This window comes from Chitinophaga sp. S165, assembly GCF_003182155.1.
Lineage (GTDB): Bacteria > Bacteroidota > Bacteroidia > Chitinophagales > Chitinophagaceae > Chitinophaga.
In genome coordinates, this window is the sequence record NZ_QGTG01000002.1 from 16,179 (window position 1) to 43,135 (window position 26,957).

The window sequence follows — 26,957 nt, forward strand, 5'->3', positions numbered from 1 at the left end:
CCTTCAAGTAGTTTACGATTACATAGTATTAGATGTATGCATGAGAAAGGATGCTATGCAATCAGAACATCTCCGGCTTGCATAAGCCTATACGTTTAGTATCCTTTAATAAAAGAACAGGAAAATGCAATACAACCGTGCCGCTAATAGCCCTCGGGCTTTGAGTTGAACAAATCTCCAGAACATGGAACTAATAGGGATTTGAGTTAAAAAATATTCAATGGCGCAAGAGCAATATTCAGTTGGTTACAAACGATAGAATATTAGCTGTCACTTTTCTTTTAACGGGAATTCATTCTAGATTTTAAAGAATCTCTGCTCAAGATATGTTATGCGTTATACAAATCCAAACAATATTCACAAAAATTAATCACATCACAGTGCTGGCTTTTCTAGTAGACTCGCGAATAGAAAATCTAAAAAAAATTATACTTGCATTCCGCGAACTTTTATATATTTATCTTAATTCCACAGATATTAAAATTCTATTCTCAATTACCATTGAGTGTCAAAATGACCCAGAATTTGCCAACCCGATTTCTGAAAAAATGACCTCAAGATTAAACCCTGGCCTTTCATGAATATGAAAAATCCGTTGATAGCTGCTCATATATCCCACTACCCGGTGTCATGCTATTATATAACCCATGATCATTGTGAGTGTCATAGCATGTATTGTAAAAATTCCTCCAATTAATTTCAAGTTCTATAATGAGGTCGTTCCCTTTCTACAAACAGCTAAACGCTATGGATTGCGGGCCTACCTGCCTGAAAATGATTGCAAAGTATTATGGCAAACATTACAACACAGACAGTATCCGCCAAAAAGCAGGGCTAAGCAAACAGGGCGTTTCATTGCTTGGCATTAGTGAAACAGCGGAGAAGCTGGGCTTCATAACACGTGGTGTGCACATCGATTATTCGAAACTGCAACAGGCGCCGGTCCCTGCTATCCTTCACTGGAATCAGAATCATTTTGTTATTCTTATTGATATTAATAAGAAGGGCGCTAAAATAGCGGATCCTTCAAAGGGGGTAGTCACCTACACGCGAACCGATTTTCTTAGAAAATGGGGATCGAATAAAAAACAGGACCAGGAGAAAACGGGAACGGCCCTGCTACTTGAACCAACACCTGTTTTTTACGATGCAGCCGATGAAAAAGAACACAAGCTCAACTGGGGCATAATCATGAAATACCTGAAAAGCAGCCATTGGATGCTAACACAGGTATTCATTTCATTGATGGTGGGATTGTTGATACAACTTATTATGCCGTATCTCACACAAAGTATGGTGGATAATGGTATCAATACAGGTAATCTCAATTTTATTACCCTGATATTATGTGCACAGTTGATGCTGTCCGTCAGTACTGCTGTTATTAATTTCATAAGAAGCAGACTTCAGTTGAGAATATCCAGTACAGTCAACATTTCTATTCTTTCTGATTTCTGGATAAAACTTACCCGCCTGCCCTTGTCCTACTATGATGCACGGCATACGGGAGACACACTACAAAGGATTAGTGATAACGGTAAGATACAATCATTTCTTACCAGCCAGACGCTTACTACTATCTTTTCCATTTTCAGTTTTGGCGTTTATGCGGTGATACTTGTATGGTATAGCGTGACATTGTTCCTGATATTTATGGCAGGTAACCTTCTTTACCTCGCATGGATCCAATTGTTTTTCCGTATTCGCCGCCGGATCAATAATGATGTATTTGCATTGTCAGCTAAAGAAAAAGCTGCTACCCTGGAATTGATTCAAGGCATGCAGGATATCAGATTGAATAATGCGGAAAAAAGTAAACGCTGGCGTTGGGAAAATATCCAGGCACAACTGATAACGCTAAATTTTAAATCGCTCGACTACAATCAGTGGCAGTCTGCCGGGGCCTTGCTGATCACACAAGGAAAGGATATTCTGCTCAGTTTTATGGTAGCGAAGCTGGTAGTAGAAGGTCAGCTCACATTTGGTATGATGTTATCTGTTCAATATATCATCGGTTCCTTAAGCGGTCCTGTCCAGCAGTTTATTGGACTGGCACAGAACTTCCAGGATGCAAAGATCAGTATGGAACGGTTAAGCGAGATACATACGCTGACAGATGAAGAGCCTGGGGACAGGACCTTTAATACAAGGTTGCCTGAAAACAGGAGTCTCAGGATAAATCAGCTCAGTTTTTCCTATCCCGGATTAGCCAATAGTCCTGTTTTAAAAAACCTGGATCTTATCATTCCAAGTGGTAAGGTGACTGCAATAGTAGGGGTCAGTGGCAGCGGTAAGACAACGCTGCTAAAATTGCTGCTTAAGGTTTATGATGAATATCAGGGAGAGATCAAAATAGGAGAAAGTGATATGCGCACTATGAGCCATAGCTTCTGGCGGGCTAACTGTGGCGCGGTACTACAAGATGGATATATTTTCAACGATACAATTGCACGGAATATTGCAGTCGGAGATGAATATCTTGATTATGACAAACTTGTACAAAGCTGTCGTATTGCTAATATCCTGGAATTCATTGAAGCGCTTCCAAATGGATTTAATACCAAACTTGGCGCCGATGGATTGGGGATCAGCCAGGGACAACGGCAACGTTTGCTGATATCTCGGGCTGTTTATAAAAATCCGGAGTATTTGTTCTTTGACGAAGCGACCAATGCACTCGACGCTAATAATGAAAAAGCCATTGTAGAAAATATGGCGATTTTTTTTGAGGGAAGAACGGTAGTAATAGTTGCCCACCGCCTGAGTACCGTCAAAAATGCAGATAAGATAATTGTGCTGCATGAGGGACAAATAGCAGAAGAAGGTACTCATGAAGAGTTGACGCTCGCAAAAGGACGTTATTATGAACTGGTAAAAAATCAACTTGAACTCGGCAGGTAATGGATAACATTTCAAACTCAAGGGTAGTATCCCAGAATGGAATAAGCTCTTCATTGGAATTATCTGAAGAACTGATATCAAACCCTGGAATTAAACATGGGACTGAAATCATCGATCGTTCTGAAGTAGTGCAGGAAATCATTTCCAGGAAACCTGCGTTTGCAGAGAGATGGGCCTTATTCGTATTTCTCTCAATACTTTTTACTATCCTCCTGGTTGCATGGATGATAAAGTATCCTGATGTAATCGAGACCAACGGTAACCTAACGTCTACAAACTTCCCAAAAGAAATTATAATTGTCCAGGAGGGCAGATTAAAAAAATTATTTACTGTTAACGGCAGCTTTGTAAAAAAGGGAGAGGTTATAGGTTGGATGGAATCTACTGCAGATTATCAATCAATTGCTAAAATCAGGCAGCAAACAGACCATTGTATTGAAAATCTTCGCAAACTGCATGTACAGGAGGCGCTCCAAAGCTTTGATGACCGGACCCCTAACCTGGGTGAAATACAACGGAACTACCAGGAATTTATCAAAGCATTGCAACTATTTAAAAACTACACGTTTGACGGATACTATATAAGAAGGAAAAATATGCTAAAAGCAGATATTGAACATATCCGGCAAGAAAACGAGAATATACAACGTGAGAAACAACTGGAAGAACAGGATCTAAAAATTGCGGAAGAGACTTACAAGATGAATCGCCAGCTTTTTGAGCAGCATGTTATAGCTGAAGAAGAGTTCAGGAAAGCAAAAAGTGCCTACCTCGGAAAACAATTATCCTTTGAGCATTCCAATTCATCATTGTTATCAAATCAAGCGAAAATGAACGACAAACTAAAAGAAATAGACCAGCTTGCGTACGAGATCTCTCTGCAATCGGACATCTTTGAGCAGTCGCTACAAACCTTTTCAAGTGTTTTAGACGAATGGATGCTAAAATACTTATTGATATCTCCCTTAGACGGTAAGATCACTTTTGTATCTCCGGTGCAGGAGAACCAACAAATGCCACAAGGGAAACTTATCGGTTTTATCGCTCCGCAAGGAGATCCGCAAGTCTATATTGAAGCAAACTTACAACAGGATAACTTCGGCAAAATTGATACAGGGATGAAAGCCATTTTGCGGTTCGACGCTTATCCCTATCAGGAGTTCGGACAGGTAACAGGAACGGTGTCTTACATCTCCGATATACCCTCAGACAGTGGTTTTCTGGCGACAATAAGGCTGAGCCAGGGATTGATCACGAACATGCATACCCGTATACCTTATAAAGACAGGTTAAAGTTGCAGGTCAGGGTAATCACAAAAGATATGCGGTTGTTGGAGAGATTGTACCAGAATGTAGTCAAAACAGAATGACAAAACTATGTAATCACCCATCTCGGATAAATTTGACTTTTAACTAAATCTTCTATTGCTCCATGTTTTGGAAACTCACTGAACCCAAACCCAACGGCCCTTTAGCGGCGCAGCTATTTTTAGACATACTCGGTGTGAAACTGTCTGCCACAACCCTTCAGAACGAGGTGGAAGATCATCCGGACTATCCAAGTTTGCTTAGTATAAGCGATGTATTCAGCAGATATAATATTGAAAACATAACTGCAAGTTTCTCGCCGGACCAAATGGACAATATTCCACCACCTTATATTACTCAATTAAAAAAAGGGAAGGACGAGGTTGAATATTTTACTGTCATTAGTGATATTTCCGGAGAGAAGGCCAGGATGTTTAATCCTGAAGAAAGAAAATGGATATGGATCTCCCTAAAAGATCTTAAAAAAATAAGCACCGGCATCGTGTTACTGGCAGAACCCGCACCCGATGCCGGAGAGCCTGATTACAAACAAAAACATCGTGAAGAAACGATAAAACATATTAGCAGGCCTGCATTGGCCACTTTACTGCTACTCATTTTGGGTATTACGATTGGCAAGGCCTTCATATATGCGGGACCGGCTGCATTGTTGCCTGTGATCTACTTTCTAATCTCTGTAACAGGCGTCGGCCTTGGTATCCTACTGGTATGGTATGAGCTTGACCATTACAGCCCCGTAATCCGGCAAATCTGCAAGGCAACAAAAAAAGTGAATTGCAATGCCATTCTCCAATCAGATGCCGCAAAGATAGGAGGCATAAGCTGGAGCATGATTGGCCTTTCTTATTTTATTGGAACGGTATTGCTTTTCCAGTTAAATGGCCTGACTAATCCAGCTACACTCGCCCTTGCAGGATTATTTAGTATTCTTTCATTCCCTTTTACCATTTATTCTGTCTTTTACCAATGGCGTATTGCCAAACAATGGTGTATTCTTTGCCTGTACGTACAGGGCTTACTGGTATCACAAGCCGCCATTACGCTTGCCGGCGGATGGATGACACAGATTGTTTCCGGTGTTACCGACGCCTCCCTGATCTTTAGTGCAGTAACATCCTACATACTCCCCTTGCTCACTCTTCTGTTGTTTATCCCAGTGCTGAAGAAAGCAAAGAACACCAGGCATAGTAAACATCAGTTAAACCGTTTAAAATATGACCCCATTATATTTGACGCTTTGCTGAAAAAGCAAAAAGCCATCCGGAAAAGCGTTGAGGGTGTCGGTATTGTACTCGGCACGCCTGGCGCCCCTAATAAAATTATTAAGGTATGTAACCCTTATTGTGATCCCTGTGCACAAGCACATGTACCAATAGAAGAACTTATTCAGAACAATCCGGATGTGGAACTTCGGATCATTTTTACGGCGACAACGGAAGACTCAGATGTAAAGCGGCTTCCTGTAGGCCATTTCCTTTCCATAGCCGCACTGAAGGATGATACGCTGATGAAACAAGCCCTTGATGATTGGTATCTGGCAAGTGAAAAGAATTATGAGATTTTCGCAGCTAAATATCCCGTTTACGAGGACCTAACGATACATAACAGTAAAATTTCAGCTATGCGCACATGGTGCGATGTTGAAGAAATATCTGGGACACCCACAATCTTCATTAATGACCATGAACTTCCGCAATTATATAGTGCACACGATCTGAAGAATTTTTTCATTGCGTAATCTTCATAATATTCATTTTACAGTTATGAAAAATATTATCCCCACCCGCATCATAAATTTAAAGCATCGCACAGATCGTCGGGAGCATATCGAAAAGGAATTTGGCGGAAGAGCAGAGTTTTCTATTGAGGTAATAGAAGCCTGCGAACACCATATTGGAGCAATAGGTCTGTGGCAAAGTATCTGCAGGATCATAAGCACCGCAAGTCAGAAAGACTGGCCCTATGTACTGATTTGCGAAGATGATCATCAGTTCACTGAAGAATATTCTCCCGACTATCTAATGGATTGCATTGCAAAATGTGAAGCAGAAGGTGGAGATGTACTACTAGGTGCTGTAAGCTGGTTTGATTCCGCGCTACCTGTCAACGACAAATTACATTGGGTAGCTAAATTCACCGGTACGCAGTTTATGATCATCTACAGGAAATTCTACGAAAAGATCTTATCTGCGGATTTCGGCGTTGGAGATAATGCCGATTATAAGATTGCCTCACTCACTACCGGAAAGTATTTCACTAGTAAACCCGTTTCGACGCAAATATATTTTGGCTATTCAGATGTAACGGCACGAAATGCACAAGAAGGCAGACTTGAAGAACTTTTTGGCGATAGTGTGAATGGCATTGACATGCTCCGTATCGTTTCAAATTATTATCAGAAAGAAATCAATGATGTTCAAAAGAAGATACCAGACTACGACCTATCTCAAATCTGTTTACCCGTTTTTATTATAACACAGCCGGAAACATACCGAGATAGGATAATACAAGAATTCTCCCGAAAACCGGAGTTTGAAGTTTTTTTTATTGAAACCGGAAAAAACGGTGAGTGCACCAACATTGATAGATGGGAAGGGATCAGAGAGGCGGTACGAATGGGCAAAGAACGTGACGAAGATCTTATTATCATTTGCAATGATAACCACATTTTTACCGCAGACTATTCAAAAGAATATCTGTTTGATCACATTATCAAGGCGCATTACCAGGGAATTGATCTTTTATTGACCGGTTGCAGAAGTTTCTATCGTGCAATACCAGTGGCCCCGTCACGCTATTGGGTTGCCGGTGGCACTGCGGCTCCCTTCCTGGTAATATTCAAAAAGTTCTATGACAGGCTGCTGGAAGAATCATTTGACGAGAATGTGAAGCCCTCGGAATTGATCAATGAATTGACCTTTAACAAAATGCTGATCTATCCGTTTATTTCCAGTTCCGTAGATGATCAGCATATATTTGAAGAAACCCGTCTTAATTTTGCTGAGCTAGAAGAGGCTTCTACCAGGTATTTCTGGCCACAATTGCAGCATACAGTTGTTATCTGAATAGAATAAGGTATAGCACATGGCATTAGGAGACATTCCCTACAATCATTTTTTCCTGAGCGATAGCAAGCACATAATCAAAAAAACCGAACAGGAACTTCTGGTTAAATGCTCTTAAACGAAGGTTCTGTTTCATTAGCTTATTTAACAGGTTCAGTCCTTCAGTTAGCTCTTCTTTAGAGGAAAATGCCATTCTTTTCATCAATTGCAAATAAATCCGCTTCTCCTCATTGGACAGCTCGAAATTGTGGAATTTTAATTGGGACAACCTGATACGATCTGCGTATTCCACCTGCATGGCGTGGTGCTTTGACGATATCTGTTGCGAATGATGCCGGTATTGGATAAGCTCATGATCAATATTTTGAACGGGAAATAAAGTACAGCACCGGGAGATGAAATCGAAATCTGACGCATAAAAATAGTTTTCATCATAACGGAGCTGATATTTGCGTACTAATGAGGCACGTATCATGAATGTTGGATGTGCAACAAAATTATTCATTAGAAGTAGTACCTGCAGCTGCCGGAATGGAACGACAGGATTAGTCAGTTTCCCGGTCAGCTCACCATTATTGTTAATAATCTTTCCCTGCCCTCCGATGGCTCCGGTTCTGGGATTACTTTCCAGATAATCATACTGCAATTGAAGACGATTCTCATATGCGATGTCATCAGCATCCATAACGCAAATATATTTTCCTTCTGCGATCGATATACCGGCATTTCTGGCTGGATAATTACCTATATTCTTGCTAAATGGTATGTATTTAATCCTGTTGTCTTTATACCGAAATATCTCCTGATGGCTGTTATCTTTAGAGCCATCATTGATTATAATCAGTTCAAAGTTCTGTAAGGACTGACCAAGTATACTTTCTATCGCGCCGCCTACGTATTTTCCGGCGTTATAACATGGCATTATAACAGATATAAGGGTCTTAGGTTTCATGCAAGATTATAGTATTCGTTGATTTTTTGATAATATTCAGGAACGGGTAACAACTAATTATAACCGGGTAAATATTCAAACAATATAAAGAAAAAAAAGCAGGCTGTGTATGAGCCGGCGATATTTTTTATGCCCCTTCTCTTCGCTCATCAAAAATTCTTTCGTTCCCATTTTTATTTTTTTACATTAGGATGCCTATTCTAAACTACCATTACAAACATTAAAACCGATAAACAGGTCATCGTTATGAAAAGAAGAGATTTTATTAAAACCGGCGGCCTTGCTGGTGTAGGAGCAGGTCTAACTATCCTTAATTTTCCGGTTTTCGGGAAAAACGCTCCCAGTAACAAGCTGGTATTGGGCGTAATGGGCGTCAATTCCAGAGGTAACTGGCTGGCACAGTGCGCCGCGAAACTTCCAGGGGCTGAGATCGGGTATGTATGTGATGTTGAAGACGGCGCCATTGCGAAGGGCCTTAAGGCTATTGCCGGTGCACAGGATCGCAAGCCGACCGTTATAAAAGACATCCGTCAGTTACTGGAGCGCAAAGACTTTGACGCACTTTTTGTTGCTGCTCCTGACCACTGGCATGCTCCAGCGGCCATTATGGCTACAGCCGCCGGCAAACATGTATACGTAGAAAAGCCCTGCGCTCAAAATCCGGCGGAAGGCGAACTACTGATCGCTGCTGCAAAGAAGTATAACCGTCTTGTACAAATGGGCAGTCAGCGCCGTTCCTGGCCTAATCTGCAACAGGCTATAAAAGAGGTGAAGGAACAACATGTATTAGGTAAAATATACTATGGGAAAAGCTGGTATACCAATAACCGTCAGCCAATAGGCATCGGCAAGAAGATACCTGTACCAAGTACCCTGGACTGGAATTTATGGCAAGGTCCGGCGCCACGCCGCGATTACCTGGATAACATCGTTCACTACAACTGGCACTGGCGCTGGCATTGGGGTACTTCTGAAACCTGCAATAACGCCACGCATGAACTGGACTGCCTTCGCTGGTTTATGGACCTGGATTTCCCTACCAAAGTGACCTCCGCTGGTGGACGTTATGCTTATCCACAAGATACCGACTGGGAAACACCAGATACCCAAACCCTCAACTTTGAGTTTGAAGGCGGCAAAGCTATTTCCTGGGAAGGCCGTAGCTGCAGTGCATACAACCTGGAAGGCAGCGATCGCGGATTCGCCATTTTCGGAGATAATGGCACCTTATACAATACCGGCGGTGATAGTTACAAGATAACAGATATCAAGGGGAAGGTTGTGAAAGATGTTAAACAATCGACCAATACAAATCAAAGTGCTGTCAACACTGTTAGTCCTGCCGGCGAATTCTATGATGCAATACATATCAATAACTTCCTGGAAAGCATCCGCGGCAATGCCAGGCTGAATGCCGAAATAAACGTCGCATACCGCAGTACCCTGCTTCCATTACTGGGTAACATTGCACAACGTACAGGCAAGGTATTACATACGGATCCTTCCAATGGCCACATCCTTAACGATGCCGATGCTATGAAGTTGTGGAAGAGGGAGTATGAAAAAGGATGGGCGCCGAAAGTCTGATTGCTACAGAGACAGTATTAAAAATATTTTCTCACCTCGCATAAGGGTATCTTCTGCCCTTTGTGTTATACTATTGGATTATTGCGCCAACAAGCATCAGGGTAACTAACGGAATTGAAGAAACAAGATAAATCTGAACTGTTCCTACAACTTTTTCATACCTGTTATGAAAGGTTGCATCGGTATGCGTATACCTTATTACGGGACAGTGAGGAGGCCAATGACATCATTCAAACCGTATTTGCCAGGCTGTGGGAAAAACGTGAAACCGTCATCTTTGAAGACGATATAAAGGGATATCTATACAGGTCCGTACACAACCTGAGTATGAACGTTATTCGTAAGGAAGGCGCCCGGAACAGGTATATGTCCTATAAAAACGGAGATAAGGACAGCCTTATGCAGGGGGGTACGGAACAGCAAACGTTGACCAGGGAGCTTGAACAACACATCTCCCGGGCCACCGGTGCCCTGCCTGAACAATGCAGGATCATATTCCTGAAAAGCCGTGAGGAAGGTAAAAAGTATGCAGAGATAGCAACAGAGTTGAACATTTCTGTAAAAACAGTCGAAGCACAAATGAGTAAAGCATTACGACTGATGCGTGAAAAGCTGGCGGATTACCTCCTGACGGTAATTATACTGTGGTATATCAATCATCTTTTATAAATATCTGCATGAAATAATATTTACCCAGTGAGCCATCAACAAAACACATCGATATCTGAAGTACTGCTGATAAAATATCTTGCAGGAGAAGCCAGCCCGGAGGAAGCACTTGCCATTGACGAATGGATAGAGCGGGCTCCGGACAACGATCGCTTGCTGCAACAATATCTGCAGTTATGGTCGCACGCCGGTAAAGAAGGTACTTATATCGCCCCTGATCTCCAACGGGAACTGGGCAGGCTAAATATCGATACACATTCATCAAAAGGACCCGGTAAAAAAATACTGCTTAAACCTACATCTTTCTTCCGCATCGCCATTGCTGCTACACTCCTGTTAGCATTGGGAACCGGCCTCCTGTTTTTCCTGCGTCCGGGGGAAACTGCAACAGTCAGGTCAATGGCGATATCCCGGCCGGACGGTATCCTGTATGATACCCTGGCAGATCAGTCCAGTATAGTATTAACACCAGGCAGCAGGCTGGAATATCCTGCTTCATTTACCGGCGCTCACAGGACTGTACGACTACAAGGCGAAGGCTACTTCTCCGTTACTCCTGATGCTAACAAGCCGTTTATTGTGCATACAGGGATGCTGGGCATCAAAGTGATCGGCACAGCATTTAATGTACACACAACAACAGATAGTGTTACAGTAGAAGTTGATAATGGAGCTGTACTTTTCTTTGACAGCAGCGACAGTGTGATTGTCAAGGGAGGTATGCGGGGAGTATACTATGTGGATGCACATCGCTTTCTTGTAACAAAAATGGAAAGCGGTAATGACTATGCTTATGCCACTAAAGTATTTCGTTTCCAGGCTGCAAGATTGGAAACCGTTGTACGTGCCCTGGAGAAAGCCTATGATGTAAAGATCATCCTGGAAAATAAAAAACTGGCTGATTGTACGATCACTACTGCATTTAATAACATGCCGATCGAATATATAATGGAGGTCATAGCAGCCTCATTGTCTATACAGTACCGCATGGATGGGCCTACTATTTATCTGAAAGGGAATGAATGTAATTGAGTTACTAAGAAAAACATCCCTGAGTGTAGTGTGGATGATCATATTTACCGGCATTAAAGCGCAAACAGTTCCGCCTTCACTGGATACAAAGGTGCGTGTGCCGGAGAAGAAGATGAATATTATTATGCTGGGAGATATTATAACAGCACAGACAGGCCTGATATTATCCTTCAATGCCCAAAAAATAATAGCTCAGAAACAACTATGGTTGCCGCATACTTCCTATTCCATCCACCAACTGCTGGCAATGATAAAAGAGGCTACTGGCGCAGAGTATACTATCTATCGGGAGCACATTATTTTTCACCAGTCAGCAAACCTCAATAATGTTAACCAGGCAACTGCAAGAGGACAAACAAAGCAACAAATTACCCTGCCGGGCGCAAATCAGGAACAACACACTTACGCGGTGGCTAAACAATCTAAACCACCGTTAAACAAACCAGCAGGTAGTGCGGCACAACATCATAATCCGGCAAAACCTGCACAGCATGTCACTAAGAAGTCAATTCTATCAGGTAACGATACGGGTAATGAGAAAGCCGTACAAACGGCCAGATCATCCAACGATAGTAATAGCATACACCGGGATACCGTTACTGCAAATTATCCAGATGCAGGAAAAGGCATAACAAATAATATAAGTTCCGGAAGTACGGATAACACATTTGCAGACATAGCCAACGATAGTCTATCAGCTGGCAAACAACAACCATACACGTTAAACTACCTGACTTCCACAGCTATAATGATGACGCCAGTAAAGCCGTCAAGTCCTACTTTATTGATAATTCGGCCAACGATACCACAACAGCGGCAGCGGCGCATATATAAAAAACCGGGGCTCTTTAAACCCTTTATTGCTACAGGTTTTGCGGCAGATGAAGTGCTCTATGCCAATTTCCAGGTGAGAGCAGGGATTACATTATTATATGGCATTGCTGGCTGGAGTACTAATTTTTCTGCGTCAGGCTTTCGTTATGGAGCAGGCAGCAGCTATCCGCTGAAGAACGGCTGGCTGATACAGCTCGAAGCGACTACAGGTAAACTGTCAAAAGCAGCTAACGTACGCCCGGTGTTTGATACCAGCGTCACACAATTTACCATCAATACACATAGCCGCTTACAAAGAATCAGTCTCTTTGCACAAAAGAATATTGCTGCACGTTGGTCAGTATATGCTGGTCCCGTATTTAACCATCTCAAAAGTGTTTATTACAGGAATGATTGGCAGATAAATCCGGCTTTCATTAATAACTTTTTGATCGCCAGGGATAGAGACTATATGATCCTTCGGCCTCCTTACACTACCAGTAGCACACCTCCCGAGAAGCCAGAAAATGTAAAAACCTGGATCGGTTTACAGGCAGGCATTAACTATCGCTTCTGACCAATAATCTGTTTTATTTCGTCCAGCAAACGGAATGTATCTATGAATGTTGCAGGCGCCGCTCGTTCCAGTCTTTTACCTTGTTTTACCTGTGTTACGAAATACGTGATCTCATCCCTATAACCATATTGTACTACGGGATTATTAGCAGCTACCGGCGTTGTCATTGTGTAGTTACTCTCACTCAACTGCCGTTCACTGTTGAAGATCTTGTTGACAGGTACTCCTGCCAGCTGCCTGTCTAAAGGCATTATACGGAAACTACCAGGATATGATATATCAATTACGTTACGTGGAGTAAGACAATTCAGCGTATCGCTGAACATTGCCCAGGAATAACAGGTGGATAGCTCCAGGACACCGGTTGCCTGCTGATGTCTTAGTACCAGTTGAAGATGTATACCACCTTTTATCGCTGCATGATGCAACAGCGAATAGTGTGCTACAGGCCCGAAGATCTGCAGCATGTTATCTATGGGATGACAGAATAACTCCATGATGGCGTCCCCTTCCGGATATGCGCCTGTAATATACCGGCCCTGATAGCTGTAAGTACCGGCAACACTCTTCTTCAGTTGCCTGTTCAAAGGACTGAAACGTTTATTGAACGCTATCATACATTTATCTGCATGAGGATGAGCGATCAATTCCTGTAACGTTGCATAACTGTTGACAGCGGGTTTCTCAACGAACACATATTTACCGGCATCCAGGCAAGCCTTCACGAGCGGATACTGATGTTCATTCTTCATACAGATAAAAACACCTTCCACTCCTGCATCATTTAATATAAAGGATAGATCAGAAACGCCGGTACAGCCGCGAAAAAGATACGCAGCTTCGCTGGCAACACGTAAGTCCCGTGAATAAAGGTATTTAATCCGGACGCCCATATTTAATATTACCGGATACAAATTATCCATGCTGTGTTGCCCTACTCCTATAAAAGCGAAGGACGGACCATCGCTAAATAGTCCGTCTAACCGCTTTGTTCTTCTCCATTTTTTATATGCTTCTATAGCCGAATCCAACATGGTCTACACTTTTGCCATTACCTTTTTAAAACTATCTTTTTGTTTGTTCCACTGATAATCTCCAAACAGTTTTTCTGTGATCATATTACCCAATAAGCGCTCTGATTGCCTGAGCAATGTGATGTCATATTTGCGGTGAAAGTTGATCCAGCAACCATTACAGTTGTGACAGTGATGCTTCTGTACTTCGTGCGTAGCAGCATCATTGAAGATATGATCAAGCGTATTTGCATAGACATTTCCCAGCTTCAGGTCCAGATTCTGGCAGATGGGTACATCGCCGTTAGGTAACACTACCAGACTATCGAAAATTGAATAGCAAGGCATCTTCAATTCTCCCTGTTGCCAGTATTTATACAGTTGAAGGAAATCAAGGTTTTCATCAAACGACTGCAGGTCCTGAATAATATCCGCTGGTATCTCCAGACGGGCAGCAGTTACGGCAGGCACTTCGCTAGCAATCACATTATCAGTATGTGCCGTTTCTACTGTATCGAAATAGGAGATATTATTATAGATACCGATCCGCAAGTCTGTCCCATATTCAGCACACACCTGCATAACATGACGAAGGTCATCAAAGCTGTTATACGGCGATAATGTGAACATAACAGATATGTTACTCTCTTTGTGTAGTTCTTTAATAACACGGAGTACCTTGTTGTATCCATCTTTTCCCCGCATAAACTGATACGTTTCCTTTGTTCCATCCAATGAAATGAACAAACGTTTCGGCGCATACTCCTTTACAGCCCTGATGGTCTTCTCAGCGTCCAGGCAATTAGATAAAAGGTCATATGCCGGATGAAACCTGCTGAACCATTGCAGGATCTCAAAAGCCTGTGGATGCAGCAGGAACTCCCCCCCTTCCAGACCAATATTGGTCGACTTGCTAATACAGTCGCTCTGCATGATCTCAACGATCTTCTCCATTGGGAGATGTACTACAGGTCTTTTTGCCCATATCAGGCAATGCTTGCAACGGGACTGACACAGGTCAGTGGCATAAAGCATCAGTGTAGATAGCTTCTTTGACGTCGGTTGCAGCTGGTTATGCACAAACCTCGCGGCCCGTGAAACATAGTCGGCAGTTGTATACATGAATATTATTTAACAGAACAAATAAATGAGGACTACTACTATCACGATAAACATAGCACTTACAAGAGGCAGTACCAGATAGGCCAGCATCTTTGCAATCATCTCATGTTTCTGATGTTCTTCATATTCCATAGGTCAGGCATTACACTTAGTTAGCAATTGGTCTATGCTATTAACAACACAACAACTGACATATACCCTTACGCTGAAGAAAAAACTTTTGTCTGTTATGCTAAATGGGTTACACTGTTATACTATATACATTTAAATCACACTGTTATTCCTACTTGATTTTTGTCAACGGAACTTCATGTATTGCATCAAGTTTCGTTCAGGTACGACATTGTAACTTTGATATTTTATAAAATAGTAATCGCTATTGATCATCTATAAAAATCCTTCATGAAAAAGGTCATTGAAACGATATATGGTGGTGTAAATTCCAGCGTTGGCGATATGCTGGTGAACCGGCTCCTCCCCGGACAAAGCTTCAAGGCAGTAGGCCCTATTGTATTCCTGGACCACGTATATCCTGTAACCATTAAAGACGGTACGACCAGCATCCCTACAGGAGAATTTGCCCACCCTCACAGGGGCATTGCTACTTTTAGTTATGTACTTAACGGACAGCTGTCGCACTATGACAGCAAAGGCAATCATGATGTAATAAGTGCCGGTGGCGCACAGTGGATGAAAGCCGGCAGCGGTATCATGCATGACGAGAAACCCTTTAGCCAGCTTAATGGCGACATTTTTCATTCGCTCCAGTTCTGGATCAATCTTCCGGCCAAGAACAAGTCAGAGCAACCGGAATATATGGCAGTAAAGCCTGATGCCATACCGGAATTGCAGCTGCCGGAACGGGCAGGTACATTACGTGTTCTGCTGGGTAGTTTTGGAACAACTGTATCTCCGGTAAAAACATACAGTGAGCAGTTCATTTACCATATTAAGTTGTGTCCTAAAGCGTCGTTCACATTACAGGCAAAAGCGAATCTGGAATGCGCCGCCTTCGTACCAGCCTGCGAGGTAATGATCAATGGTACTCCGGCAGGAAATAGCAAGATCATTATCTTCGGACAGCATGGTGATGATCTCGTGCTTGAAAACCCGCATATAAAATCGGTAGATATTTTGTTATTCGGCGGGGAACCGTATACGGAAGAAATAGTTAGTCAGGGTCCTTTTGTAATGAACAGTCATGCGGAAATAGCGACTGCTTACCGGGAATTTTTTGAAGGTAAATATGGCACAATAGCATATAGGTAAGTAATGTAAGGAGGCCGTTGCATCCGGCCAATAATTGCAGGTACAGAATCTGGTGACTGCTATGGTTTCTTCAAAAAGTACATATGTGCTTTCTGGATACCCAGCTTCCTGATACGGTGATTCAATGTTGAAACATGCAGTCCCAGGATCTCTGCTGCGCCACCTGGCCCGAACACCTTTCCCCCACATTTATTCAGCACACCGAGGATGTATTCCCGTTCTACTTCTGCAAGTGTTCTGCTATAGTCTTCGTCTGCCCTGAACTTTTTCTCCATTACAGGTTGAACTGAAGATAAATGAATGTCCTGGATAACATTGCCCTGCATCAGTAGTATGCTTCTTTCCAGCGCATGTTCCAGTTCACGAACATTACCGGGCCAGTTATAAGCCATCAGCTGTTTCATGGCGGCGCCTGATAACCGGACATTTTTCTTACCTGCGCTCCGGGAAAAACGGGCAATAAAATGGGCTGCCAGCAGGGGTATATCTTCTATTCTATCTCGCAAGGGAGGTAATACGATAGGAAATACGTTCAAACGATAGAACAGGTCATTTCTAAATTGGCCTTCTGCTACTTCTTTCTGAAGATTACGGCTTGTTGCAGCGATGATCCTCACATCTGTTTTAATCGTCTTTTTACCTCCTATCCTTTCGATCTCTTTTTCCTGTATGGCACGTAAGAGCTTCACCTGGAGACCTGGCTGCATTTCACCTATCTCGTCCAGGAAAAGGGTGCCATGGTTCGCCAGCTCGAACTTCCCTATTCTTCTTTCAGTAGCACCGGTAAAACTGCCTTTCTCATGACCGAACAGCTCACTCTCGATAAGATTAGCCGGTAATGTAGCACAGTTAACTTTTACCATTTGCCTGTTCCAGCGGGGGGACGCGCTATGAATAGCTCTTGCGATCAGCTCCTTTCCTGTACCTGTTTCTCCGAGGATCAACACGGTACTCTGTGCGGCAGCTACCTGGGACAACAAATGGAATATGTGCTGCATTTCCGGACCGGCGCCTATAATATCTTTATAGGTATCCTCACTGCAGGCGTCTTCCCTTCCGAGAATGTTGGCAATGATCTGATGGGGCATATCGATGTCCGGTAACTCTTGTGGCATATAAGATTTTGATGATCGCATGTTTGCACCTGGTTTCACAGGGATTAATACAGTATTATAAAATAACTTGTACTACCCCGGCATATCCAATGTTCATAAGCTATTCACATCCTTGATCAACAATATTACTATACAATTGTTCATATATGAATAACGACTTAAAAAGATAGCGATATACAAGAAAGAGGTCTTAGGAAACGACAGCTGTAATATCGCAATCAGCAGTTCCTGAAATAGCAATAATATATTGGTCAATTGTTCATATATGAATAATGAACACAAGTACAATTCCTGCAAAAATATAATAATCAACATATTACAGTATGGCACCAGATTAGTATTATTTAAAAAACTGAAACCATTACTATGAACAGCAAAGTCCCATATGGCGCCACCACATTTGCGTTACCCAATGTTCCTGGTGCTTCCGGAGACTTCAGGCCCGACAGGAACAATCACTTTGAGCTCCATATACTGGAAGAAAGGGGATATGATCAGTTGGTATTGAACGAACGTCAGGAAAGGTTGCAATATTTTGAGATCCTCTGGTTCAAAACCGGGAAAGGACAGATCTTTATTGATACGGTTCAGCATCCTGTTAGCAACAATATGATCTACTGTCTAACTCCCGGTCAGGTGAGAACCTGCAGGCTACAGGGGGAAGTGCGGGGTTATCATATTTCCTTCTCCCGGGACTTCCTCTATCGCTGGGCTACCTATACCGTGGGCATTACCTGGCTTGATACCAACATTTATGGCATGAGCATGTCTGTCATTACAGTAGATGCAGAAATGCACGAAGAAATAGAAGATCTGGTGAGAAGAATTGCGAAAGAGTATGATCATCATTATCTTTTAAGGTCGGAAATACTGGCCGGATTGCTGAATATACTGGTGATCCACTTCTCACGTAAGTTACAACCCAGAATGAAAGAACTGGCACAGTCTAAAGAAATTGAACTTGTACAGAAATTCATCTCTCTTGTGAAGGTCCATTACAGGACTAAGAAGTTTGTGGCTGATTACGCCGGAGAACTTTTTGTGACTGCCAATCATCTCAATCGTATTGTAAAAAAGATAACAGGCACCCCGGCCAGCTCACATATACAGCATCATATTATCACGGAGGCAAAAAGACAGGCATTGGATTCTAATGTGAGTATGAAAGAAATTGCCTACCATCTTGGATTCGAAGACCATTCTCATTTTAGTAAGTATTTCAAGAACAACTCTGGGATGAATTTCAGCAGTTTCAAAAAAGGGCTTGTAACTGATCCTGCATCACTGTAACTCTCCCTCATCTTTTGATTGTTATTCCCGGAATTATACAACTGACACCATTATTCTGCCATTGCTCCGGCAGTGTCTATATGATAGCTTTGTAAACGCCCACATTTATTAACACCCATAAAAAGATAATAATATGACTGAACAAACAATCAGGAACACCATTGAAGACATCGAAGTACTGGACCCGGCTACCGACCCGGCAATTGACACTCATGTTAAAGCCTTTTTAAATGTATTGAACAGCGGCGGCGGAGACCCGATGGAAACGATGGCGCCGGCAGATGCGCGTAAAGTGCTGGAAGGAGCACAGACATCTGTGAAGGTTGATCTTTCCGGAGTTACTGTTACCGAAAAGACGATCAGTGAAGACGGACTGAGTGTAAAACTCTTCATTGTACGTCCGGAAGGTCAGACCGGAGTGCTGCCTGCGTTCATGTTCATTCACGGTGGAGGCTGGGTACTGGGAGATTATCCGACACATCAGCGCTTTGTCAGAGACCTGGTAGTTTATTCCGGCCTTGTGGCCGTATTTGTGGAATATACCCGCTCACCGGAAGCGAAATATCCGGTAGCGATTAACGAAGCATATGCCGCCACCAAATGGATCGCTGCTAATGGTGCTGAACTGAACATCGATGGTAAACGTCTCGCCGTGGTAGGTAACAGCGTTGGAGGTAATATGACCGCTGCTACTGTTTTAATGGCGAAGCACAAAAAAGGACCTGAGATCAAATTACAGGTGCTTCTCTGGCCGGTGACTGACGCAAGTTTCGATACCGTTTCCTATCATCAGTATGCCGAGTCCCGTTTCCTGACCAGGAATATGATGATCTGGTTCTGGGATAATTATATGCCGAAGGGGCCTCAACGGCAGGAGATCTATGCATCGCCTTTACAGGCCACCCTGGAAGACCTGAAGGGATTACCACCTACCCTTGTTCAGGTAGCGGAGAATGATGTACTCAGGGACGAGGGAGAGGCGTATGCCCGTAAAATGGATGAAGCAGGCGTACCGGTTACACTTATGCGTGTTCAGGGAATGATCCATGATTATGGTTTATTGAATCCACTCGCAGACGTACCGGCAGTTCAATCTGCATTACGCCATGTAGCGAGCGAGTTGAAAAATGCGCTGAAATAAGTAGAACATCACTTGTCAAAGGCTGTTGGCATCTGCTGCGTGTAACGTATGCAGCACGCAGCAGGTGTTTATAGCCTATTTCATACTTGAGAGTTTATGGCCCGCCCTGGCGGGCTATATGTTTTGGAACCATGATAATTTAAACCAGTCAAGCCGTAAATCCGACAACGATGACTGTGGGAACCTAGCTGAATTATGAGTATCTTTCTGCCCATAATAACCCTTACATGACGAATATCACTGTTGAATGGATGCACACTATTGATACGCTCCAGGGCGTTCCCGATAACCAGCTGCAATGGTTTATAGACAATAGTGAACGTAAAGAATATCCTGCCGGCACTTATATGTTCAAGGTTGATGATATGATGCGCGGCACTCAGCTGATCGTGTCAGGCCTCGTGAGAATATGCCAGATACAGAATAATGAGCTGCGGGAACTGCTGATAGTGGAACCTGGCAAAATAGTTGGCTATCTTCCTTTTTCAAGGGGCACGAATTACCAGGTGGCTGGAGAAGTGATAGAGGATACTGTCGTACTCAATCTACCTATAGAAAAGATACAGGAACTGATCCGCACCCATTTTGAACTCACACAGGCACTCGTGCACATCATGACGAACCGTGTGCGGGACTATACTTCCTTCCTGCGCCAAAGTGAAAAAATGATGGCATTGGGTAAACTGTCTGCAGGACTGGCCCATGAACTGAACAATCCGGCAGCGGCGGTGGTAAGAGGTGCTTACTCCATGAAAAAACACCTCCAGTTACAGCCGGAGTTCTTTAAAAGGATCATGGAGATCCGTATGGACGCTGCTGCCATAGATCTTGTCAAGGAAACGATGTTCGAAGTGCTTTCACAGCATAAATCGCAACAATCGTCCATGACACTGGTACAACGCTCACAGAAAGAAGATGAGCTGACCGAATGGCTGGATGACCTGAATGTTGAGAACAGTGTGGAGCTGGCAGAAAACTTCGTCGAATTTGGTTTTACGCTGGAACATCTCGATGATTTCAGGCAAAGGCTAGGTGCAAGTGACATCTCTCCGGTGTTTAACTGGATCAATAATAACCTGATCACAGAAAAGATCGTATCAGATATTGAAGAGGCCTCTAAACGGATCGCAGACCTTGTGGGCTCTGTAAAATCATTTACCCATATGGATAAGGGTTATGATAAACAGCTCACGAATATTCATGATGGCATCCGCAATACGATCTCTATTCTCCAGTATAAATTACGCAAAGGGAACATTGAGCTGGAAGAGCAATATGATATCAATTTACCTCCTCTTCGTGCGCTGATAGGAGAATTGAACCAAGTGTGGACCAATCTGATCGACAACGCCCTGGACGCAATGGAGGTAAATAAAAGAGGGAAACTTTCCATCAAAACCGAGCGGGACAAAGACTGTTTGAAGGTCATCATTACGGATGATGGTCCCGGCATACCGGCAGACATCATCGCAAAAATATACGACCCGTTCTTTACAACAAAGGAACCTGGTAAAGGAACAGGACTGGGGCTGGATATAGTATCACAGATTGTCCGTCAGCATAAAGGTTATCTGAATGTGGAATCGAAACCGGGAGAGACCCGTTTTATCGTGTCGCTTCCTATTCACGGATAATTGTATTTATAAGTTAATTTTGAGTTGACTTATGCCATTCTAAGAACTGAACATATGAATCACAATCAACCTTTTATTCTCTGTATTGACGACGATGCACAGGTTTTACGTGCCATTGTGAGAGATCTCAAAGGTAAATACCGCGATAGTTATAAAATAATAAGCACAACCGTAGTAAGTGAAGCACTGGAATCTTTACTTGAATTAAAGAATAAAGGAGAAACAGTGGCGATGTTCATTTCAGATCAGCGGATGCCTGAAATGGAGGGTGTGGAATTCCTGGAAAAAGCGATGGAGTTTTATCCGGATGCCAGGCGTGTGCTATTAACTGCTTACTCGGATACAGATGCTGCAATCAGGGCGATCAATTCTGTACAACTGGACTACTACCTGGTGAAACCATGGAGTCCTCCAGAGGAAAAATTATATCCCATCATTGACGAGTTGCTTGATGACTGGCAAACGATATACCGTCCCGATTTCAAGGGTATCAAGGTTGTGGGATATCAGTTCTCCCAAAAATCACATTCCATCAAGGAATTCCTTGCCGGAAATCTTATTCCTTATCAATGGCTGGATGTACAGGCCTCTGAAGACGCTACCCGTTTGCTGAGTCTTAACAACCTTACCATTAAGGACCTCCCAATGGTTTTCTTCGAGGATGGCAGTTACCTGTCCAATCCATCGATCATTGATATAGCCCGTAAGGCAGGACTGAACCCGCAGGTAAAACTGGATGTGTACGACGTAGTCATCATCGGTGCAGGACCTGCTGGTCTGGCAGCCGGTGTGTATGGCGCTTCCGAGGGACTAAAAACATTGTTGATAGAAAGAAGGGCGCCCGGCGGACAGGCAGGGACGAGTTCGCGCATTGAGAACTACCTCGGTTTCCCCAGCGGATTAAGCGGTGCAGAACTGACCCGTAGAGCAATTGCACAGGCAACAAGACTGGGAACGGAATTCATTACGCCACAATCTGTAAAAGATATCAAGCAGAAAGATGGTTATAAAAAGATAGTGCTGGAAGATGATACGGAGATCAATACACGCAGCGTGATCATTACAACCGGTGTGGATTATCGTCAGCTGGAAACCAAAGGTATATCAGACTTCACAGGCGCCGGTATTTACTATGGCGCGGCGACTACCGAGGCATCTGCCTGTACAGATAAAGAAGTCTTCATTGTAGGCGGAGGTAACTCTGCCGGTCAGGCAGCCATGTATCTGTCCAAGTTTGCGAAGAACATTTATATCATCATCCGTAAAGAAGATCTGAGCAGCACCATGTCTGCCTACCTCATAGAGCAGATTGCCGGTACATCTAATATCACCCTGATGCCTAAGACAGAAATTGCCGAGGCAATGGGAACAGACAAACTGCAACAGCTCTGCCTCTGCAATATAGATACGAAGAACAAGCAGCTTGTTACCGCCGACGCCCTTTATATCTTTATTGGCGCCAAACCGTTCACTGATTGGATAGCGCTGGATATTATCAGAGACGAAAAAGGGTTTATTGAAACGGGCAGGGACCTGCAGGGCTACGATTCGTTTAATAAGATATGGAAGCAGAACCGTGATCCTTATCTGCTGGAAACCAGCTGTCCAGGTATCTTCGCCGCCGGAGACGTGCGTGCTCACGCCATGAACAGGGTGGCCGCTGCCGTAGGTGAAGGCTCTATGGCGATCAGTTTTGTGCATAAATACCTTGCAGAAGTTAAGTAGCTTTCTGTCTATTTATACGACATTTGCATCCCTGTATATATTGAATATGAAGGTTTGCATTGCTGAAAAACCAAGCGTAGCGAGAGATATCGCAGAGATTATCGGCGCTAAACAACGTAAGGACGGATACTACGAAGGCAATGGGTACCAGGTGACCTGGACCTTTGGGCATTTCTGTACCCTGAAAGAACCACATGATTATACAGAACAATGGAAATACTGGCGGCTGGAAGACCTCCCAATGATCCCATCCAGCTTCGGTATCAAACTAATAGAAAATAACGGTGTAGAGAAGCAGTTCAAAATCATAGAACAACTGGTACAGCAATGTGAGGAAGTGATCAACTGTGGGGATGCCGGGCAGGAAGGAGAATTGATCCAGCGTTGGGTACTACTTAAAGCACAATGCACAGCCCCCGTTAAAAGGCTGTGGATCTCCTCGCTGACTGAAGAAGCTATCCGTGAGGGCTTCCAGAAGCTGAAAGATGCCGCCCAATATAACAACCTCTATGCTGCCGGTAGCGCAAGGGCCATCGGGGATTGGCTGCTGGGTATGAATGCTACCCGCTTATTTACTAAGAAATTCGCTGTTGGCGGCAAAACCGTACTTTCCATCGGAAGAGTGCAGACCCCTACCCTGGCTATGATCGTAGCCAGGCAGAAAGAGATCAATGCGTTTGTGTCGGAAGAATACTGGGAGTTAAAAACGATCTACCGGGAAACAGAGTTCACCGCTACTATTGACCGTATAAAGGTATTGGACAGGGCGCAGAAAGGATTGGAGTATCTGAAGGAACATCCTTTTGAAATCACTTCCTTCGAGAAAAAAGAAGGAAAAGAGGGTAATCCCCGTCTCTTTGACCTGACTGCCCTACAGGTGGAAGCCAATAAGAAATATGCCTATTCTGCGGATGATACGCTGAAATATATCCAGAGCCTCTATGAGAAAAAGCTGGTCACCTATCCCAGGGTCGATACTACCTATCTCTCAGAAGACCTTCATCCGAAAATTGCAGGCATCATGCAGGACCTCACGCCGTATGCAGCGTTAACAGCTCCCCTGCTTGCCAAACCTATTCCCAAGTTAAAGACCGTGTTCGATGATAAGAAGGTGACAGATCACCATGCCATCATCCCTACAGGGGTTTATCCGTCTAACCTGGGACTGGAAGAAAAACGTATTTATGACCTCGTAGCAAGGCGTTTCATTGCAGCTTTCTATCCGGAGTGTAAGATCTCCAATACGACCGTACTCGGTAAAGTCGGACAGGTAGAATTTAAAGTGACAGGTAAGCAGATACTGGAACCTGGATGGAAAGAAGTATACGCCAATGATGTGGCTCCTAAGAAAGAGGGTGAGGAAGAAGAAAAGATCCTGCCAGTATTCGTAGTTGGAGAAAGCGGTCCGCATACGCCGAGGATCCATCAGGGAAAGACCTCCCCTCCAAAAGCTTTTACAGAAGCAACATTGTTACGGGCAATGGAAACAGCGGGCAAGCAGGTAGATGACGAGGAAATGCGTGAGCTTCTGAAGGATAATGGCATTGGCCGTCCTTCCACCCGTGCGAATATTATCGAAACGCTCTTCCGCAGGAAGTATATAGAGAAGCGTAAAAAGAATATCTATGCCACACAAACCGGCATAGACCTGATAGATACTATTCAGACTGAATTACTGAAAAGCCCCGAGCTGACAGGTATCTGGGAGCGTAAGTTACGCCTCATTGAAAAGGGAGAATACGCAATGGAGACATTCAAACAGGAACTGATCCAGATGGTTATTGATCTCACCATTGAAGTAAAAACCTCCAATTATAAGGTGATCACTATCGCGCCTGATCAACCCGCAGAGAAAGAAAAAGAGAAAGAAGAAAAGCCTAAAAAAGAGGCCAAGCCCAAAGAACCCAAAAAGGCGGTAGTGGTAGAGGAGCAGCAATGCCCTAAATGTAAGGCGTACCCGTTGAAGAAGGGCAATACAGCCTATGGTTGTGCCAATTTCAAGGTATGCGGCTTTAAAGTCCCGTTTGAAGTGTTTGGTAAAAAGCTGACAGATAAGCAGATTGCCGATCTGTTAACCAAAGGAAAAACAGGGAAAATGAAAGGCTGGAAGCTTGCAGGTGCGGAAGGTGATACGGAGGGCAAGCTGATACTGAATGCAGCCTTTGAACTGGAGGTAGAGCGGTAAGCTGTTATTTTCCTGTCATAAGGGGAACACTGTCAAAATTGCCATAACTTACATACACAATTTATACCCTATATGATGAAAAGTTTTAAAGCCCGCATCTGGGGACTGGTGCGTTGGGCGACCCTTGCTTTCCTTGTGTTATTTATTTTCAGATTCATTTATGGTTATGTGGCCAATGACGGCCGTCAGACCGGTGATTATAGCAATGACTTCTTCGAGAGTATCAGCAATCTCCGGAAAAACTATGCTTCGGAAAAGGTGCAGTACAAAGGAGCTCCCAGCCAGCAACAACCAGATATGGCAGTTTCTCCCAGCCAGAAATATGAAAAAACAGCGTCCGTTAAAACAAAGTCCTCACACTTTGAACAGGACAGTAAACAGATAGCTGTACAGACAGAAGCATTTAAAGCCATTGTACAGTATGAACAGGCCCTCGGATTAAAAGGCGGGCGGGAATTGCATCTGATGATCGGCGTAAACCCGGAAGCATTTGATTCCTTTTATCTGGCTATTCAGAAAATAGGCGTGATCAGAGCTACGGAGATCACCAAAGTGGATAAAACCAATGAATATCGGCAACTGAATGCACAAAAAGCATCGTTGCTCAAAACCCTGGAATCTCTCAATGAATTAAAATCTAAGCCAGGCCCTATTACAGACCTCGTAGCGCTGCATGACAAGATATTGGAGACGGAAGGCAAGCTGCAGGATTTGGGCGTAGAATTGGGCAATTTCGATACGGAGAATGAATTCTGTACTGTTAAGCTGTCATTGTATGAAGGAGCAACAGAAAAAAAGATCAGTCTTATACACAGGGTGAGGGTAGCATTGGAATGGACAATACATTTCTTTACATATCTGGTATTTGCAGCGCTGGGTACATTATGTGCGGCATTTGTATTGCTGGTGATCATTGACAGGCTAAAGGTGATCAATAAGATTACAAAAAAGCTGGAGGAATAATGGTTGATGCGGCTTCTGTCACCTCAACAACATTTTTCCGTTTTCGATTCCCTATCCTCGGCATAACTTCTTAATTTCATACTGTCACCTTAAAACGAGAGTCTATGTCAATAAATGAAGCACAGGATAAACTAATTGAGGATGTTCTCCTGTTAGAAGATGAAGAAAGCCGCCAGCAGTATATAGATAATATCGCGAAATCACTTCCTCTGATAGAGGATAAATATAAGCACGATCACTACCGCGTACAGGGATGGATCTCAGATATGTGGGTGCGTGCAGTCTATATCAAAGAAAAGGTATGGTTTACTGCAGGGTCCAGCGACAAAGCAAGCAATAGTCTGCTGGCTATGTTTAGCCGGATATTATCCGGTAATCATCCCAAGGATATTGCTGACGCTGATATTTACTTTATGAACGAGATATCCGGTCTGTTCCAGCCGTTCTTCTCTGTACAGTGGCCATTGATACTTCGTAAGATGAAGTCACAGGCCGTTGCCTACCAGATACAGTTATTACAAGCTATGTAAAATAGAAGGTCCCGCAATATGCGGGACCTTTGAAACAATATGATA

20 protein-coding genes are annotated in these 26,957 nt (G+C 43.4%); 16 read left to right on the forward strand and 4 right to left on the reverse strand.

Annotated features, from left to right (window positions below):
* Nucleotides 1-711 precede the first annotated feature (711 nt).
* From C7475_RS08095 to C7475_RS08110, 4 genes are all read left to right on the forward strand, one after another.
* On the forward strand, nucleotides 712-2,901 hold the full coding sequence (locus C7475_RS08095; RefSeq protein ID WP_110052874.1) for a peptidase domain-containing ABC transporter: 2,190 nt from the start codon (nucleotides 712-714) through the stop codon (nucleotides 2,899-2,901).
* The gene (locus C7475_RS08100; RefSeq protein WP_110052875.1) at nucleotides 2,901-4,271 is read left to right on the forward strand and encodes an HlyD family secretion protein; all 1,371 of its coding nucleotides are present in this window, start codon (nucleotides 2,901-2,903) and stop codon (nucleotides 4,269-4,271) included. The genes C7475_RS08095 and C7475_RS08100 overlap by 1 nt, the downstream gene beginning before the upstream one ends.
* Nucleotides 4,272-4,333: 62 nt before the next feature.
* Nucleotides 4,334-5,968, forward strand: coding sequence for a vitamin K epoxide reductase family protein (locus C7475_RS08105; protein WP_110052876.1), 1,635 nt, complete (start codon nucleotides 4,334-4,336; stop codon nucleotides 5,966-5,968).
* A gap of 25 nt (nucleotides 5,969-5,993) precedes the next feature.
* Nucleotides 5,994-7,295 carry a hypothetical protein gene (locus C7475_RS08110; RefSeq protein ID WP_110052877.1) on the forward strand — a complete coding sequence of 434 codons (1,302 nt, stop codon included), beginning with the start codon at nucleotides 5,994-5,996 and terminating at the stop codon, nucleotides 7,293-7,295.
* A 25-nt stretch (nucleotides 7,296-7,320) separates the two neighbouring features.
* Here C7475_RS08110 and C7475_RS08115 read toward each other — a convergent pair whose 3' ends face one another.
* Complete coding sequence (locus tag C7475_RS08115; protein WP_158286449.1) at nucleotides 7,321-8,217, reverse strand: glycosyltransferase family 2 protein; 897 nt, start codon at nucleotides 8,215-8,217, stop codon at nucleotides 7,321-7,323.
* A 276-nt stretch (nucleotides 8,218-8,493) separates the two neighbouring features.
* On the opposite strand from C7475_RS08115, the gene C7475_RS08120 reads away from it, so the two are divergent.
* The 4 genes from C7475_RS08120 to C7475_RS08135 all read left to right on the forward strand — a co-directional run bounded on the left by C7475_RS08120 (nucleotide 8,494) and on the right by C7475_RS08135 (nucleotide 12,925).
* Nucleotides 8,494-9,834 carry a Gfo/Idh/MocA family protein gene (locus C7475_RS08120; RefSeq protein ID WP_110052879.1) on the forward strand — a complete coding sequence of 447 codons (1,341 nt, stop codon included), beginning with the start codon at nucleotides 8,494-8,496 and terminating at the stop codon, nucleotides 9,832-9,834.
* Nucleotides 9,835-9,948: 114 nt separating this feature from the next.
* Complete coding sequence (locus C7475_RS08125; RefSeq protein ID WP_110052880.1) at nucleotides 9,949-10,503, forward strand: RNA polymerase sigma-70 factor; 555 nt, start codon at nucleotides 9,949-9,951, stop codon at nucleotides 10,501-10,503.
* 27 nt (nucleotides 10,504-10,530) lie between these two features.
* Nucleotides 10,531-11,535, forward strand: a complete 1,005-nt coding sequence (locus C7475_RS08130) for a FecR family protein (protein ID WP_110052881.1) — start codon at nucleotides 10,531-10,533, stop codon at nucleotides 11,533-11,535.
* Nucleotides 11,522-12,925: a hypothetical protein gene (locus tag C7475_RS08135; RefSeq protein WP_110052882.1), complete on the forward strand. Its 1,404-nt coding sequence runs from the start codon at nucleotides 11,522-11,524 to the stop codon at nucleotides 12,923-12,925. The genes C7475_RS08130 and C7475_RS08135 overlap by 14 nt, the downstream gene beginning before the upstream one ends.
* On the opposite strand, the gene C7475_RS08140 is transcribed toward C7475_RS08135, so the two are convergent.
* Entirely contained in the window at nucleotides 12,913-13,959 is a 1,047-nt protein-coding gene (locus C7475_RS08140) for a Gfo/Idh/MocA family protein (RefSeq protein ID WP_110052883.1), read from the reverse strand. The genes C7475_RS08135 and C7475_RS08140 overlap by 13 nt on opposite strands.
* 3 nt (nucleotides 13,960-13,962) lie before the next feature.
* Nucleotides 13,963-15,060 carry a radical SAM protein gene (locus tag C7475_RS08145; RefSeq protein ID WP_110052884.1) on the reverse strand — a complete coding sequence of 366 codons (1,098 nt, stop codon included), beginning with the start codon at nucleotides 15,058-15,060 and terminating at the stop codon, nucleotides 13,963-13,965.
* A 402-nt stretch (nucleotides 15,061-15,462) separates the two neighbouring features.
* On the opposite strand from C7475_RS08145, the gene C7475_RS08150 reads away from it, so the two are divergent.
* Nucleotides 15,463-16,329, forward strand: a complete 867-nt coding sequence (locus C7475_RS08150) for a pirin family protein (protein WP_110052885.1) — start codon at nucleotides 15,463-15,465, stop codon at nucleotides 16,327-16,329.
* 59 nt (nucleotides 16,330-16,388) lie between these two features.
* Here the strand turns inward: C7475_RS08150 and C7475_RS08155 are convergent, their stop codons facing one another.
* Nucleotides 16,389-17,465, reverse strand: coding sequence for a sigma-54-dependent Fis family transcriptional regulator (locus C7475_RS08155; protein ID WP_110052886.1), 1,077 nt, complete (start codon nucleotides 17,463-17,465; stop codon nucleotides 16,389-16,391).
* 345 nt (nucleotides 17,466-17,810) lie between these two features.
* On the opposite strand from C7475_RS08155, the gene C7475_RS08160 reads away from it, so the two are divergent.
* The 7 genes from C7475_RS08160 to C7475_RS08190 all read left to right on the forward strand — a co-directional run bounded on the left by C7475_RS08160 (nucleotide 17,811) and on the right by C7475_RS08190 (nucleotide 26,912).
* Nucleotides 17,811-18,734 (forward strand): AraC family transcriptional regulator, encoded by a 924-nt coding sequence (locus C7475_RS08160; RefSeq protein WP_110052887.1) that lies wholly within the window; start codon nucleotides 17,811-17,813, stop codon nucleotides 18,732-18,734.
* A 133-nt stretch (nucleotides 18,735-18,867) separates the two neighbouring features.
* Nucleotides 18,868-19,875, forward strand: a complete 1,008-nt coding sequence (locus C7475_RS08165; RefSeq protein WP_110052888.1) for an alpha/beta hydrolase — start codon at nucleotides 18,868-18,870, stop codon at nucleotides 19,873-19,875.
* Between the two features lie 227 nt (nucleotides 19,876-20,102).
* On the forward strand, nucleotides 20,103-21,509 hold the full coding sequence (locus tag C7475_RS08170; protein ID WP_110052889.1) for an ATP-binding protein: 1,407 nt from the start codon (nucleotides 20,103-20,105) through the stop codon (nucleotides 21,507-21,509).
* Nucleotides 21,510-21,563: 54 nt separating this feature from the next.
* A complete protein-coding gene (locus C7475_RS08175) occupies nucleotides 21,564-23,234 on the forward strand; it encodes an FAD-dependent oxidoreductase (RefSeq protein ID WP_110052890.1) in 1,671 nt (556 codons plus the stop codon).
* Between the two features lie 46 nt (nucleotides 23,235-23,280).
* Nucleotides 23,281-25,419: a type IA DNA topoisomerase gene (locus tag C7475_RS08180; protein ID WP_110054007.1), complete on the forward strand. Its 2,139-nt coding sequence runs from the start codon at nucleotides 23,281-23,283 to the stop codon at nucleotides 25,417-25,419.
* Between the two features lie 75 nt (nucleotides 25,420-25,494).
* Complete coding sequence (locus C7475_RS08185) at nucleotides 25,495-26,382, forward strand: DUF4349 domain-containing protein (RefSeq protein WP_110054008.1); 888 nt, start codon at nucleotides 25,495-25,497, stop codon at nucleotides 26,380-26,382.
* A gap of 104 nt (nucleotides 26,383-26,486) precedes the next feature.
* Nucleotides 26,487-26,912 carry a SufE family protein gene (locus tag C7475_RS08190; RefSeq protein WP_110052891.1) on the forward strand — a complete coding sequence of 142 codons (426 nt, stop codon included), beginning with the start codon at nucleotides 26,487-26,489 and terminating at the stop codon, nucleotides 26,910-26,912.
* The last annotated feature ends 45 nt before the right edge of the window (nucleotides 26,913-26,957 follow it).

What these genes read in the sequence shown, in the direction of transcription:
- C7475_RS08095 (WP_110052874.1), top strand. Translation starts at nt 712, where the DNA reads ATGAGGTCGTTCCCTTTCTACAAACAGCTAAACGCTATGGATTGCGGG.
- C7475_RS08100 (WP_110052875.1), top strand. Translation starts at nt 2,901, where the DNA reads ATGGATAACATTTCAAACTCAAGGGTAGTATCCCAGAATGGAATAAGC.
- C7475_RS08105 (WP_110052876.1), top strand. Translation starts at nt 4,334, where the DNA reads ATGTTTTGGAAACTCACTGAACCCAAACCCAACGGCCCTTTAGCGGCG.
- C7475_RS08110 (WP_110052877.1), top strand. Translation starts at nt 5,994, where the DNA reads ATGAAAAATATTATCCCCACCCGCATCATAAATTTAAAGCATCGCACA.
- C7475_RS08115 (WP_158286449.1), bottom strand. Translation starts at nt 8,217, where the DNA reads ATGCCATGTTATAACGCCGGAAAATACGTAGGCGGCGCGATAGAAAGT.
- C7475_RS08120 (WP_110052879.1), top strand. Translation starts at nt 8,494, where the DNA reads ATGAAAAGAAGAGATTTTATTAAAACCGGCGGCCTTGCTGGTGTAGGA.
- C7475_RS08135 (WP_110052882.1), top strand. Translation starts at nt 11,522, where the DNA reads ATGAATGTAATTGAGTTACTAAGAAAAACATCCCTGAGTGTAGTGTGG.
- C7475_RS08140 (WP_110052883.1), bottom strand. Translation starts at nt 13,959, where the DNA reads ATGTTGGATTCGGCTATAGAAGCATATAAAAAATGGAGAAGAACAAAG.
- C7475_RS08145 (WP_110052884.1), bottom strand. Translation starts at nt 15,060, where the DNA reads ATGTATACAACTGCCGACTATGTTTCACGGGCCGCGAGGTTTGTGCAT.
- C7475_RS08150 (WP_110052885.1), top strand. Translation starts at nt 15,463, where the DNA reads ATGAAAAAGGTCATTGAAACGATATATGGTGGTGTAAATTCCAGCGTT.
- C7475_RS08155 (WP_110052886.1), bottom strand. Translation starts at nt 17,465, where the DNA reads ATGCGATCATCAAAATCTTATATGCCACAAGAGTTACCGGACATCGAT.
- C7475_RS08160 (WP_110052887.1), top strand. Translation starts at nt 17,811, where the DNA reads ATGAACAGCAAAGTCCCATATGGCGCCACCACATTTGCGTTACCCAAT.
- C7475_RS08165 (WP_110052888.1), top strand. Translation starts at nt 18,868, where the DNA reads ATGACTGAACAAACAATCAGGAACACCATTGAAGACATCGAAGTACTG.
- C7475_RS08170 (WP_110052889.1), top strand. Translation starts at nt 20,103, where the DNA reads ATGACGAATATCACTGTTGAATGGATGCACACTATTGATACGCTCCAG.
- C7475_RS08175 (WP_110052890.1), top strand. Translation starts at nt 21,564, where the DNA reads ATGAATCACAATCAACCTTTTATTCTCTGTATTGACGACGATGCACAG.
- C7475_RS08180 (WP_110054007.1), top strand. Translation starts at nt 23,281, where the DNA reads ATGAAGGTTTGCATTGCTGAAAAACCAAGCGTAGCGAGAGATATCGCA.
- C7475_RS08185 (WP_110054008.1), top strand. Translation starts at nt 25,495, where the DNA reads ATGAAAAGTTTTAAAGCCCGCATCTGGGGACTGGTGCGTTGGGCGACC.
- C7475_RS08190 (WP_110052891.1), top strand. Translation starts at nt 26,487, where the DNA reads ATGTCAATAAATGAAGCACAGGATAAACTAATTGAGGATGTTCTCCTG.